General features: G+C 65.8%; 12 protein-coding genes. 10 read left to right on the top strand and 2 right to left on the bottom strand.

Going from position 1 to position 12,593, the window contains the following annotated elements; all coding sequences use genetic code 11:
• The first annotated feature begins 1 nt into the window (after window position 1).
• From nuoL to nuoN, 3 genes are read left to right on the top strand one after another with little or no spacing between them, the layout of a single operon-like run.
• Window positions 2–1,900, top strand: coding sequence for an NADH-quinone oxidoreductase subunit L (gene nuoL / locus B9C43_RS13270; protein ID WP_084428078.1), 1,899 nt, complete (start codon window positions 2–4; stop codon window positions 1,898–1,900).
• A complete protein-coding gene (locus tag B9C43_RS13265; RefSeq protein ID WP_235038585.1) occupies window positions 1,900–3,501 on the top strand; it encodes an NADH-quinone oxidoreductase subunit M in 1,602 nt (533 codons plus the stop codon). The genes nuoL and B9C43_RS13265 overlap by 1 nt, the downstream gene beginning before the upstream one ends.
• 1 nt (window position 3,502) lies before the next feature.
• Complete coding sequence (gene nuoN, locus B9C43_RS13260; RefSeq protein WP_084426461.1) at window positions 3,503–5,068, top strand: NADH-quinone oxidoreductase subunit NuoN; 1,566 nt, start codon at window positions 3,503–3,505, stop codon at window positions 5,066–5,068.
• Here the strand turns inward: nuoN and B9C43_RS13255 are convergent.
• Window positions 5,065–5,379, bottom strand: a complete 315-nt coding sequence (locus tag B9C43_RS13255) for a hypothetical protein (protein ID WP_033390937.1) — start codon at window positions 5,377–5,379, stop codon at window positions 5,065–5,067. The genes nuoN and B9C43_RS13255 overlap by 4 nt on opposite strands.
• A 91-nt stretch (window positions 5,380–5,470) precedes the next feature.
• Between B9C43_RS13255 and B9C43_RS13250 the strand changes: the two genes are divergently transcribed.
• The 6 genes from B9C43_RS13250 (at window position 5,471) to B9C43_RS13225 (ending at window position 11,099) form a co-directional block, all read left to right on the top strand.
• Window positions 5,471–6,337 carry a helix-turn-helix domain-containing protein gene (locus tag B9C43_RS13250; protein WP_235038584.1) on the top strand — a complete coding sequence of 289 codons (867 nt, stop codon included), beginning with the start codon at window positions 5,471–5,473 and terminating at the stop codon, window positions 6,335–6,337.
• On the top strand, window positions 6,334–6,639 hold the full coding sequence (locus B9C43_RS13245; RefSeq protein WP_084426459.1) for a DUF397 domain-containing protein: 306 nt from the start codon (window positions 6,334–6,336) through the stop codon (window positions 6,637–6,639). Before B9C43_RS13250 ends, B9C43_RS13245 begins: the two co-directional genes overlap by 4 nt.
• Window positions 6,640–6,711: 72 nt before the next feature.
• The gene (locus tag B9C43_RS13240; protein WP_084426456.1) at window positions 6,712–7,731 is read left to right on the top strand and encodes a polyprenyl synthetase family protein; all 1,020 of its coding nucleotides are present in this window, start codon (window positions 6,712–6,714) and stop codon (window positions 7,729–7,731) included.
• Between the two features lie 61 nt (window positions 7,732–7,792).
• Window positions 7,793–9,043, top strand: coding sequence for a sunset domain-containing protein (locus tag B9C43_RS57510; protein ID WP_084426454.1), 1,251 nt, complete (start codon window positions 7,793–7,795; stop codon window positions 9,041–9,043).
• Between the two features lie 80 nt (window positions 9,044–9,123).
• Window positions 9,124–10,278: a GGDEF domain-containing protein gene (locus B9C43_RS13230; protein WP_084426452.1), complete on the top strand. Its 1,155-nt coding sequence runs from the start codon at window positions 9,124–9,126 to the stop codon at window positions 10,276–10,278.
• Between the two features lie 50 nt (window positions 10,279–10,328).
• Window positions 10,329–11,099, top strand: coding sequence for an ESX secretion-associated protein EspG (locus B9C43_RS13225; protein WP_084426449.1), 771 nt, complete (start codon window positions 10,329–10,331; stop codon window positions 11,097–11,099).
• Here the strand turns inward: B9C43_RS13225 and B9C43_RS13220 are convergent.
• Window positions 11,092–11,880, bottom strand: a complete 789-nt coding sequence (locus tag B9C43_RS13220; protein WP_084426447.1) for an alpha/beta fold hydrolase — start codon at window positions 11,878–11,880, stop codon at window positions 11,092–11,094. The genes B9C43_RS13225 and B9C43_RS13220 overlap by 8 nt on opposite strands.
• Before the next feature lie 52 nt (window positions 11,881–11,932).
• Between B9C43_RS13220 and B9C43_RS13215 the strand changes: the two genes are divergently transcribed.
• Window positions 11,933–12,559, top strand: a complete 627-nt coding sequence (locus tag B9C43_RS13215) for a TetR/AcrR family transcriptional regulator C-terminal domain-containing protein (RefSeq protein WP_084426445.1) — start codon at window positions 11,933–11,935, stop codon at window positions 12,557–12,559.
• Window positions 12,560–12,593: the final 34 nt, after the last annotated feature.

The following is a 12,593-nucleotide window of genomic DNA, read 5'->3' as shown; positions in this document are numbered from 1 at the left end:
ACTGGCGAGCTCGGCGTGGCTTCTCATCGCGCTGCCCGCCTTCGGCGCACTCGTCCTGCTGGTAGGCGGCCGTCGCACCAACGGGTGGGGCCACCTGCTCGGCATCGCCACGGTTGTCGCCTCGTTCGCATACGGCATCGCGCTGTTCTTCGACTCCGGCAGCAGTCAGATCCAGGAGACCAAGCTGTTCTCCTGGATCGACGTGAACGCGTTGACTGTCGACTTCGGACTGCGGATTGACCCGTTGTCGATCACGTTCGTGCTGCTGATCACCGGTGTCGGGTCGCTGATCCACATCTACTCGGTCGGCTACATGGCCGACGACGACGGCAGGCGCCGGTTCTTCGGGTACCTGAACCTGTTCGTCGCGGCGATGCTGATCCTGGTGCTCGGCAACAGCTTCGTGACGCTGTACCTGGGCTGGGAAGGCGTGGGTCTCGCCTCCTACCTGCTGATCGGCTGGTACCAGAACCGCCCGTCCGCGGCCACCGCCGCGAAGAAGGCGTTCCTGATGAACCGCGTCGGTGACGTGGGCCTGGCCATCGCGATCTTCCTGCTGTTCAAGAACTTGGGCACCACGCAGTACAGCGAGGTGTTCGCGCGGATCGGCGAGCTGTCGCCCGCCACGGTCACCGCGATCACGATCCTGCTGCTGCTGGGTGCTTGCGGTAAGTCCGGCCAGTTCCCGCTGCAGGCGTGGTTGCCGGACGCGATGGAGGGCCCGACTCCGGTCTCGGCCCTGATCCACGCCGCGACGATGGTGACCGCGGGTGTCTACCTGATCGCCCGCGCCAACCCGATCTACAACCTGACCGCCGACGGCCGCCTGGTCGTGATCATCATCGGCGCGATCACGTTGCTGATCGGATGCATCATCGGTTGCGCGTACGACGACATCAAGAAAGTCCTGGCGTACTCGACCGTTTCGCAGATCGGCTACATGATCCTGGCGGTCGGCCTCGGCCCGTTCGGCTACGCGCTGGGCATCATGCACCTCGTCGCCCACGGCTTCTTCAAGGCCGGACTGTTCCTCGGGGCCGGTTCGGTGATGCATGCCATGAAGGACGAAGTGGACATGCGCAAGTACGGCGGCCTGTGGCGGATCATGCCGATCACCTTCGGCACGTTCCTGCTCGGCTACCTCGCGCTGATCGGTATCCCGCCGTTCTCCGGCTTCTTCACCAAGGACGCGATCATCGCGGCCGCGTTCGGCCAGGAAGGCTGGCGCGCCTGGGTGTTCGGCGGCGCGGCGCTGCTGGGCGCCGGGCTGACCGCGTTCTACATGACCCGCCTGGTGCTGATGACCTTCTTCGGCAAGCAGCGCTGGAAAGAGCTGAAGGCCGAGGACGGCTCGGACTTCCATCCGCACGAGTCCAAGTCCGTGATGACCGTTCCGATGATCATCCTGGCGATCGGCTCTGTCGGCGCCGGCTTCTTCTTCACCAGCGGCAACCGGTTCGTCAACTGGCTGGCTCCGTCGCTGCAGCCGCTGCAGGAAGTCGAGCACGGCGTCCTCTCGCACGGCATGATCCAGATCCTGGTGATCGGCCTGTCGGTGCTCGGTGTGCTGCTGGCCTGGCTGATCGTCGGCCGCAGGGACGTCCCGGTGGTCAAGCCCGCCAGGGTCTCGCCGGTGGTCCGTGCGGCCCGCGCCGACCTGTACGGCAACGCGTTGAACGAGGCACTGGTCGCCAAGCCGGGTACCTGGCTGGCCCGCGCACTGGTCTATGTGGACAACAAGGGCGTCGACGGCATGGTGAACGGGATCGCGGCTTCGTTCGGCGGTAGCTCCGGCAGACTTCGCCGGCTGCAGACCGGGTTCGTGCGTTCGTACGCGCTGAGCATGCTGGCAAGCGGGATCCTCGTGGTCGCCGCGCTGCTGATGGTGAGGTTCTCCTGATGAACACACAGCCGGCCGCGATGATCGCGGGTACGTCCGGCGGCGGCTCGGGTCTGTTGCTCGCGCTGCTCCTGCTGCCGCTGCTCGGCGGCATCGTGGTGGCCTTCCTGAAGGACGACCGGATGGCCAAGGTGACCGCGCTGACGGTCTCCCTGGTCGAGCTGATCCTGGTCATCCCGGCGTGGATCACCTTCGTGCCCAACGGTTCCCGGATCCAGCTGGCCTTGTCGGTCGACTGGATCCCGGCGTTCGGCGTGCACTTCTCGCTCGGCATCGACGGCATCGCGCTGACGATGATCGCGTTGATCGGCATCCTGACGCCGATCGTGATCGGCGGTTCGTGGGCCGACAAACTGCCGGAAGGCCGTGGTGCGGCGGGCTTCTACTCGCTGCTGCTGGTGATGCAGACCGGCATGGTCGGCGTGTTCGCCGCGACCGACGTGTTCCTGTTCTACGTGTTCTTCGAGGCCGTACTGGTCCCGATGTACTTCCTGGTCGGCCGGTTCGGCGGCCCGCGCAGGCAGTACGCGGCGATGAAGTTCTTCCTGTACTCGCTGCTCGGCGGGCTGATCATGCTCGCGTCGGTGATCGGCCTGTACGTGGTGAGCGCCGACTACAACAACGGTGTCGGCACGCTGGACTGGCAGACGCTGTCGAACGTGATGGACCAGGCGCCGCTGAGTACGCAGATCTGGTTGTTCCTCGGCTTCTTCGTGGCGTTCGCGATCAAGGCGCCGCTGGTTCCGTTGCACACCTGGCTGCCCGACGCGACCGCCGAAGCCCCGATCGGCACCGGCGTGCTGCTGGTCGGTGTGCTCGACAAGATCGGTACGTTCGGCTTCCTGCGCTACTGCCTGCCGTTGTTCCCGGCGGCCAGCCAGGAACTCGCGCCGCTGGTGCTGATCCTCTCGGTGCTGGGGCTGCTGTACGGCGCGATCCTGGCCACCGGCCAGAACGACATGAAGCGGTTGATGGCGTACATCTCCATCGCCCACTTCGGGTTCATCGGCCTTGGCATCTTCGCCTTCTCGACCCAGTCGATCGCCGGTTCGGCGCTGTACATGGTCAACCACGGTCTGGCGACCGGAATGCTGTTCCTGGTCGTGGGCATGGTGATCGCGCGCGGCGACTCGCGCCTGATCTCCGACTACGGCGGCATGTCGAAGGCGACCCCGGTGCTCGCCGGGCTGTTCCTCTTCGGTGGTCTCGCGGCGCTGTCGCTGCCCGGCACGAACTCCTTCATCAGCGAGTTCCTTGTGCTGGTCGGGTCGTACCCGAACGCTCCGGTCTACGCGATCCTCGGCGCGGTCGGCATGATCCTCGCCGCGGCCTACGTGCTGTGGGCGTACCAGCGGGTGTTCCAGGGCCCGGTGCGCGGCAACGCTCTGGTCAGTGTGGCGGGTGGCCCCGGCACCGCGACCGACCCGGCCAAGGCAAAGCTCAAGGACCTGGACGTGCGCGAGAAGGTCGTGCTGGCCCCGCTGGTCATCCTGATCATCTTCTTGGGCTTCTACCCGGCGCCGGTGCTGGACGTGCTCCAGCCGACGGTGGACGCAACGCTGCAGTCGGTCGGCCTGGCCGACCCAGTGGGAGGCAAGTGACGTGTTGGCTCTACAACCACCAACGCAGGCACCGATCGACGCGCCGCAGATCGAGTACGCGGCGATCCTGCCGATCCTGATCCTGCTTGGCGCGGCGTGCATCGGCGTGCTGGTCGAGGCGTTCGTGTCCAAGGCAAGCCGGTGGGCCGCACAGGTCACGCTGTCGTTGCTGTCGATCGTGGCGGCAGGCGTGGCGTTCATCGTCTACGTCACCGACTCGCCGCAGCGCGGGCTGACCACGCTGTACCGGACCATCGCGGTCGACCGGCCGGCACTGTTCCTGTGGGGCACGCTGCTTGCCCTCGGCCTCGCCGCGATCCTGCTGATCGCTGACCGGACGGTCGAGCGTGGTGGCGCCTTCGTCGCGACGGCCGGCATCCGCCCGGGCACGCTGCAGGACCGGGCGCAGGCCCAGTCGGGCGGCATGCAGACCGAGGTCTTCCCGCTCACGCTGTTCGCGCTGTCCGGGATGATGATCTTCTGCGCGTCCAACGACCTGCTGACGATGTTCATCGCACTCGAGGTGCTCAGCCTCCCGCTGTACCTGATGTGCGGTCTGGCCAGGCGGCGCAGGCTGATCTCGCAGGAAGCCGCGGTGAAGTACTTCCTGCTCGGTGCCTTCGCCTCGGCCTTCTTCCTGTACGGCCTGGCACTGCTCTACGGCTACGCGGGTTCGGTCAAGCTGGCCGACATCGCCAACGCGGCAGCGGGTTCGGCGGCGTCCGACACGCTGTTGTTCGGTGGCTTCGGTCTGCTGGTCGTGGGTCTGCTGTTCAAGGCGTCGGTCGGTCCGTTCCACGCGTGGACGCCCGACGTGTACCAGGGCGCGCCGACGCCGATCACGGCCTTCATGGCCGCGTGCACGAAGGTGGCAGCGTTCGGTGGCATCCTGCGTGTGCTGACGGTCGGCTTCGAGTCGACCAGCTGGGAATGGCGCGGCGTGCTGTGGGTCGTCGCCATCGCCTCGATGGTGATCGGCGCGGTGCTGGGTCTTACTCAGACCGACGTCAAGCGGATGCTGGCGTACTCGTCGATCGCCCACGCGGGCTTCCTGCTCGTCGGTGCGCTGGCCCTTCGTCCGGAAGGCCTGTCCGGCACGCTGTTCTACCTGTTGACCTACGGCTTCACCACGCTGGCGGCGTTCGGTGCGGTGAGCCTGGTGCGCGACTCGTCCGGTGAGGCCACGCACCTGTCCCAGTGGGCCGGTCTGGCCAAGCGGTCGCCGGTACTCGCGGCGGTGTTCACGTTCTTGCTGCTCGCGATGGCCGGTATCCCGATGACCAGCGGGTTCATTGGCAAGTTCGTAGTGTTCTCGGCGGGTATCCAGGACGGCATGACCCCGCTCGTGGTGATCGCGCTGATCGCCTCGGCCGTGGCGGCGTTCTTCTACCTGCGGGTGATCGTGCTGATGTACTTCAGCGACCCCGCACCCGACGGCCCGACGGTGACCGTGCCCGGCACGTTCACCACTGCGGCTATCACCCTCGGCGTGCTCGTCACGCTGGTTCTGGGGCTCGTGCCTGCCTTTGCCCTGGATTGGGCGGGGACGGGGACGTTCGCCTTCTAGACCTTGAGGAACCCACGCGGGTCCGGCCAGGTGACAACTTGGTCGGACCCGTTTTGGCATATGGTCACGGCGTAGAGGTACTTGTCGGGCTCGTCCTGGTCGTCGAGAGTGCTGAGTTCGGCGCTGTACATGCCGAGCTGAGCGTCCTCGGCCCGGAGCACTTCCATCGCCCAAGCGGATAGTCGCTTCGCCAGCACCTCAAGGCCGAACTCGGCCGGGTCGACTTCAAGCTGGTGAACGATCTCGTAATAAGCCCGGTTCAGATCCTGCTTGCGCAGGTCGAACAGGGTGAAGCCGTATCGGGTGCTCATCTCAAACCTCCTGTGAGAACATTGCCATCAACCGTGTCAGATAATTATCTGGCCCGCAATCCACGATCGAGTGAAAGAAGGCGCACGACAGGTGGCTGAGCCGACATCAAACCCGACCTCAAGCACCGTGCAAGCGTGGGAGCTGGGCATTCGCCTGAAACAGCGCAGGGAAGAACTCGGCATGACCGTCGCGGCCGCGGGCAAGGCGACCGGCGTGGGCGGCCCGAACTTGTCCGCGATCGAGAGCGGCAAGCGCAAGCTGGCCGCGTTCAAGCTGCCGGATGTCGCCCAGGTCTACGAGCTCTACGACCATGAGGTGTCCTATTTGGAGCGCCTGCGCGCAGGCGCAGATCGCCGCGAGTGGTACCACGACTACGAGCACATTTACTCGGACGAATTCATCCGCTTCCTCGGGTTGGAAGCGGGCGCGGCCAGGGTTCAGATCTACCAAAGCGAGGTGATTCCTGGCCTGCTGCAGACCGCTGACTACGCCCGAGCGATGATCAAGGGTGGTGGCCCTTATATCCGGCCAGTTGACGTCGACCAGCGTGTGGAATCGCGCCTGCGCAGGCAAAGGCGGCTGTCGGGGGACAACTCCCTGGACATCTCGGTGGTGTTGGGACAGGCCGCGCTGCTGCAGCGGGTAGGGGGATCCGCTGTCCTGCGGGCACAGCTTGAGCACCTCATCGAGCTGGCCGCGGAACAGGTAGATGTCAGAGTGATGCCGTTTACCGCCGGGGCTCATCCGTTGATCGGCAACTCGGCGGAACTGTTCACTTTCGCCTCGTCGAGGCTGCCCAAGGTGTTGTGGCAGGAAACCGTTACCTCACAAGCGCTTGTCGACAAGCGAAGTAAAGTTCTGGAGGCGACCGCCAGCTTGGACGACGCGATGGAACGAGCGTTGAATCGAAAGGACTCGCTGGCACTGATTCGCGAGGTGCTCAGGGAGTTGGAATGACGCGTGGGTGGTTCAAGTCGAGCCTCAGCAACCCGAACGGCAGCTGTGTCGAGGTGAACCTCGACAGCCCTGGCTTAATCCGGGTTCGGGACAGCAAGAACCCTGATGGTGGCGAGTTGCGCATACCGTCTCGCGGCTGGTTCAAGTCCACCCGCAGCAACCCCAACGGCGAGTGTGTCGAGGTGAACCTCGACGACCCGGGCTTAGTGCTCGTCCGGGACAGCAAAAATCCCGATGGTGGTGTGCTCCGGATACCCTCCGTAACCTGGAAGCGTGCTCTGCGCCACGGTCTCCAGCCCTGACCGGTCTCCCGGCCGTATCAGCGTTTACGCTGGGCGGACTGGTACCACTGCTGCCGGGGGAGCGACAACGACGTGACAGCTGAACAGACGCCTGCCGTTCCTGACCCGCGCCTGCCTTTGGGTCTGGGCGCGGCCGATCCTGACCTGGTGCGGGCCGTTGGCCTGGCCCTCTCCGACGTGGAGAAGATCCTGCACGGGGTCGCCGACAGCGATGTCTCGTTCATCGACGAGGCTGCCTTGCACCTGGTCAACGCGGGTGGCAAGCGCTTCCGCCCGCTGTTCACCCTGATCTCCTCACACATCGCCGACGGGCCGTTGCCGGAGGTCATCACCGCGGCTGCCGCCGTCGAGCTGGTGCACCTGGCGACGCTGTACCACGACGACGTGATGGACGAGGCGACCATGCGGCGTGGCGCGGACAGCGTCAACGCCCGGTGGGACAACACCATCGCCATCCTGACCGGTGACTTCCTGTTCGCTCACGCTTCCGGCCTGGTCGCCGACCTCGGCACCGACGCCGCGCGGATCATCGCCGAGACGTTCTCCGAGCTGGTCACCGGCCAGATGCGGGAGACCGTCGGACCGGCGCCCGGCGAGGACGCCGTCGAGCACTACCTCTCCGTCATCGGCCAGAAGACCGGTTCGCTGATCGCCACTGCCGGTCGCTACGCGGGCATGTTCTCCAATGCCACCCCCGAGCAGACCGAGGCGTTGCACCGATACGGCAAGATCATCGGTGCGGCGTTCCAGATCTCCGACGACATCATCGACATCGCGTCACCCGCGGCCGAATCGGGCAAGACCCCCGGCACCGACCTGCGGGAGGGCGTGAAGACCCTGCCGATGATCTACGCATTGTCCGTGGACGGCAACGACCGCCTCGCCGAGCTGCTCGCCGGACCGATCTCCGACGACGCCGAGGTCGAGGAAGCACTTGAACTGCTGCGTGGCTCGAAAGGCATGCAGCGGGCACGGGAGACCCTCGAGCAGTACGCCGAGCGTGCGCACACCGCACTCGCGCCGCTGCCCGACAGCCCTGCCCGCGACGCCCTCGAGCTGCTGACGCGGTACGTCATCGAGCGGACCCGCTAAGGCTGTGATCCATTCACCCCGTAGGGTGGAAACGGGGTGGGGACCACGAGGGAGCAAGTGGATGCAGATCTTCGGCCAGGTCTGGCTATGGAGCCTGGGGTCGTTCCTGCTAGGCGTGCTGTTCACATGGTTGTTGCTGGTCAGGCCGATACGCAAGCGTGTCGGCGAGCTGGAGGACGCCGGCTCGAACCAGCCGCGTGAGTTCAGGCAACCGACTCGGGTGGCCGAGCCGGTCGGCCCGCCGACGGGCAAGGAAGCCGACAGGTTCCTCGACGACCTTTTCGACACGCCAAAGGCACCACCGGCGCCGCCGCAGCACCACGCTCCGGTCCAGCAGCCGATCCGCCCGCCGCAGCTGCCCCCGCCGCCCATGCCGGCGTCCGCACAGCCTGGCCCGACCGCTCCGCCCGAGCTGCCACCGCCACCGATGCCGATCGCTCCGCCGGAGCTGCCGCCGCAGCCTCAGCATTCCTTCTCCTCGCGGTTGGATCCGCAGGCTCCGCCCGAGCCGCCGATCCCGGACGAGAGCGACACCGAGCTGTCGGACGCCCCGTTCCGCCAGTTCACCGAGAGCACCACGGTTTTCGTGCCGCCCGCGGACCTGCGGATGCCCGACAAGGCCGAGTCGTCGGGTGAGGACTGGTTCGCCAAGGAAGCGCCGATTTCGGGCTCGATCAACGGCACAGCGGAAGAGGCGGACCCGCACCTGATCACCGACGTCGAGGACGACGAGCAGGTGGATGCCCAGGGCACGATCTTCACCCAGCACACCACGCCGATCCCGGACGGGATGATCCGGTCACTGGACAACGAGACGCCCGCTCAGCCGGAGCCTGAGCCAGCGTCCGAAGCCGTCCAGCACTACGAGCCGGACGCGCCGGCACCGGAACCCGTCCAGCACTACGAGCCGGAGCTGCCACAGCACATCGAGCCGCCGAAGCTGCCGGATCCTGAGCCGGTCGATGTGGTCGAACCGGCTGCGACGCAACGCTTCGAGCCGGTCGCGGCTCCGGCCGCCGAGCAGGATTCGAGCCGGTCGCTGTTCGAGCCGGTCGTGCCGGTCGCTGACCAACAGGACGAGGCCGCTGTTGCCGGGTCGGACGAATTCGTCCCGCCAGGGCCGTTCGGGCCTGGGTCGGCGATGCCGCTGCCGGGCGGCGGTGCTCCCGCGCCGGAGTTCAACGTCAAGGCCAGCGTCACCGCGCTGCGTTACTGCACGCAGGACAACCCGCAGTTTGACCGGATTGTCGCGGAGGTGTGGTTCCGGTCGCCGAGTGATGCTGAACGTGTTGGTTTCCGTGTTCTGTCATAGGGTTTACAAAAAGCTCTCAGTGCTTTGTATGCCCCTAATGTCGGAGTGACGCGCACCATGGGGTCCGTTACGGTGCCTCCATGGCGGACCAGATCGGCCGACTGGGGGTTCGGCGCTGGGGACGGATCGGATATGTGCTTGGCATTGACTTGCTGGCGGTGGCCGGTGTCGTCGTCGCTTTGTCACTGATTCCGATCCCGTCGGCGAATCTGCTTCCGTTTGTGCTGCTCGCCAGTTGTGCGCTGCTTTACACCGAACTGTCCGTGCGGACGGCGGGCCGAGCCTTCTTCGACCTTAATTCGGTGTGGATGTTCGCGGCGATACTGCTGCTGCACCCGGTTCTCTCGGCATTGGTGATCACCGTTTCGTACTTCGCGCAATGGGTGCGTGTCCGGCCGGACGAGCTGTGCGACAGGACCTTCCGTGCGGCGGCGACGATTGTCGCGGGCTACGCGGCGAGCGCGTTCTTCGCGATGGTCACCGACACCACGTTCGAGCACATGCCGCGCGACATCGCCTCGTTCGCTCTGGTCGTCGGGGCCGGTCTGGTCTTCCTGATCTTCAAATGGGCTGCCATCCAAGTGGCCGACCGCACGGCTGTGTCCGCGGATTACGCAGTGGAGGCTTCGGCGATCGCGCTTGGCATCGTGCTCGCGTGGGCGCTTGTCGACTGGCCGATTGTGCTTCTGCTGATCATCGGGATAACTCTGGTGATGCATCGAACTGTGCTGATTCGTCAGTTGCGGGATCAGGCGCGAGCGGACCCGAAAACTGGGTTGCTCAATTCCGCGGCCTGGTCGAATGACGCCACCGCGTGGTTGGCGCGCGGCGAGAGCGCCGCACTGCTGATGCTCGACCTCGACAATTTCAAATCGATCAACGACAGGTACGGCCATCTGGTCGGCGACAAACACTTGAAAGGCGTCGCCGAAGTGCTCAAATCCGAAGTGCGGGCCACCGACATGGTGGGGCGGTTCGGTGGCGAGGAATTCGTGATCCTGCTGCCGGGAACGACGCAGGACGATGCAATGGCGATCGCCGAACGCATTCGCCGCCGCGTCGAAGGCTTCGCAGTGGAGGGCCTCGGCACCGTGACCGTGTCGGTCGGCGTGGCAGCGCACCCGGACCACGGCACCACCCTCGAAGAGGTGATGAACGCGGCCGATCTGGCGTTGCTGGCCGCCAAGACCGCGGGCCGCAACCGGACTCTGCTTTTCGCTGCACCTCCGGCGTAGGTCGTTGGTAACGTGCTGCTGCGGAGCGCGCAGCAGAAGATTGGCGGGAAATGCCCACGACGTTCGGGTTGTCCTTCGCGGCGGTCGACATCCTGTCCGAGGGACTGCAGCTCAATTGCCGGGTCTACCCGTTCACGATTCCGAGTTTCGGTGAGTTCGCCGAGGACCGGGTGCGGATCGCGGGCGCGATCAGGGACGACCTGATCAACCGGGGGCTCGCCGACCACCAGGGCCTCGGCCCTGAGGTGACGGCAGCCCTGCGCCTCTTCAACGACTACCAGGTCGCGGTGGCTGTGATGGGCGACGTCGATGGCGGCAAGAAGGTCTACGCCCGCGGCGCGGTCACGGCAAGACGCGGCATGGTCGTCGTCCAGGACGACCAGCTGCTGAAGTTCGAGATGATCCGCCCGGAAGGCTTGGCCCGCAGCATCGCGGCGCTGCTGCCCCCGTTGAAAGCCGGGCCCGGCCAATCAGTGACCGTGACGCGTCCCAAGGCTCAGCCAGTGCGCGTGGACGACGAGCAAGGCGGCTTCCGCCAACCCATTGCCCGCCCCACGCAAACCGCCAACCCGGCACAGATGCGTGGCGCGGAGGAGATGTTGCGCCGCAAACGCCTTGGCTCAGGCCATTTCGTGGTGACCGGCCGCGACCGCAACGGTCACGTCATCCAGGCCCCCGGCCTCGGCTGGATCGACACGGACGCGGGCCGCTATCTCGTGCAGTCCATCGACCAGGACGACGTCGAAGGCGGCACGTTCTTCCCGGCCGACAGCGCCCGGATGATCCACCAGCTCAACGAGTTGCTGAAGTCGGTCAGCTGACCTTGTCGGCCAGGGCCGCGATGACCTGAGCGATCTCCTTGGGCGCCTTGAGATCCGCGCCGTGGTCACGTCCGTGCAGCATGCATGTTTCGGTGCGCGGCATTGCCTTGGCGACGGCGTGCACCACCGAGGTGAGTCGTTCCGGGCTGCGGCCTCCGCCAACCAGCACAGTGGGCACGGTGTTGTGAGCGTAGGCAGCGAGATGGTTGCCGACCTCGTGCATCGCGTCGAGATCGTCGATCTGGCTCGGCACAAGCCTGCGGTAGTGCGGAATGAGGGCGGTGAACCCGCCGACAAGCCGGGCTTGCCATGCCGGCAGGCCGATCGCGCGATGCGTGAAGATCGCCATGGCCTTTCCGGGCTTGCCCGCTGCGATCGCCGCCCGCATCTGTTTGATGACCTCGGGCCCGGTCCAAGGCCCGTTGACCGGTAACGCTGGTTCGAAGAGCACCGCACCGGCGAACGACGACGGCGACGCCACCAGGGCTTCGAGAGCGACGACCGCGCCGGACGAGTGACCGTAGATGATCACCGGCTCGCCGACGTACCGGGCAATCGCGATGACGTCGTCGACCTCTTGAGCCACCGAACACGGCTCGAGGTCCAACCGGTACTGGCGCCGATGCACACGCAGGACACGGAACCGGTTGGCCAGGATCGCGGCGAGTTTCTTGGTCCGCGTGCCGTCGTCCAGTCCGGGTCCCAGGATCACGATGGCCCGCCCGTGGCCTTCGTCGTAGAAGCGGACATCAGTGCCGTCCGCCGAAATTGTGGTCTCCATGGTCCCTCCTTAGCAATGCTAAGGCTGACTTAGCGGCGCTAAGGTGTCAACCATGTGCGCAGCCAACCGGCCCGGTCTGACCATGCAGCTGTTGATCGAGACGGCGTTGCGCCTGCTCGATGAAGTCGGGTTGGAAGGGCTCACCGTCCGCCGGCTCGCGGCCGAGCTGGGTGTGCAGTCACCCGCCCTGTACTGGCACATCCGCACGAAACAGGAACTGCTGGACGGTATGGCTGAGCACATGATCCTGGCCGCGGGAATGGGCCCACCGGAGGACGGCGAGACGTGGCAGGAGTGGCTGGCCCGACGAGCCAGGGCCTATCGCAAGTCATTGCTCGCGCATCGCGACGGTGCTCGCATCGTGGCCAACGCCGCCTGGTTGAGCCCGCAGACGATCAAGCTGTTCAACGACGAACTGTCCGCAATGGTCGACCGCGGCTTCCCGGCCGATCTCGCGTTGCGCACCATAACGGCGCTTTCCCAGTACACCAACGGATTTGTCCTGCAGGAGCAGGCGGCATCCAGCAAAGACCGCAAGCGGCCTGTGGAACTCGACAGCTCGGGTCCGCTGTTCGTGGCCATTCGCGAAGGCGCCAGCACGATCGGCGACGACGCCTTCGACCACGGCGTTCAGGTGATCATCGATGGCACAGCCTTGGCGCTAAAGAAAAGCGGGTGAAGGCCGTGGCCTCCACCCGCTTTCACTTCGGTGC

Origin of the sequence: Kibdelosporangium aridum (genome assembly GCF_900176515.1) — a bacterium.
GTDB lineage: Bacteria > Actinomycetota > Actinomycetes > Mycobacteriales > Pseudonocardiaceae > Kibdelosporangium > Kibdelosporangium aridum.
Note: the sequence above shows the minus strand (reverse complement) of the source record. Positions and strands in the feature narration are given on the sequence as shown.

Bases quoted from the DNA above. Each gene is read 5' to 3' on its own strand.
- B9C43_RS13265 (WP_235038585.1), top strand. From the start codon at position 1,900: ATGAACACACAGCCGGCCGCGATGATCGCGGGTACGTCCGGCGGCGGC.
- B9C43_RS13255 (WP_033390937.1), bottom strand. From the start codon at position 5,379: ATGAGCACCCGATACGGCTTCACCCTGTTCGACCTGCGCAAGCAGGAT.
- B9C43_RS13245 (WP_084426459.1), top strand. From the start codon at position 6,334: ATGACGCGTGGGTGGTTCAAGTCGAGCCTCAGCAACCCGAACGGCAGC.
- B9C43_RS57510 (WP_084426454.1), top strand. From the start codon at position 7,793: ATGCAGATCTTCGGCCAGGTCTGGCTATGGAGCCTGGGGTCGTTCCTG.
- B9C43_RS13230 (WP_084426452.1), top strand. From the start codon at position 9,124: ATGGCGGACCAGATCGGCCGACTGGGGGTTCGGCGCTGGGGACGGATC.
- B9C43_RS13225 (WP_084426449.1), top strand. From the start codon at position 10,329: ATGCCCACGACGTTCGGGTTGTCCTTCGCGGCGGTCGACATCCTGTCC.
- B9C43_RS13220 (WP_084426447.1), bottom strand. From the start codon at position 11,880: ATGGAGACCACAATTTCGGCGGACGGCACTGATGTCCGCTTCTACGAC.
- B9C43_RS13215 (WP_084426445.1), top strand. From the start codon at position 11,933: ATGTGCGCAGCCAACCGGCCCGGTCTGACCATGCAGCTGTTGATCGAG.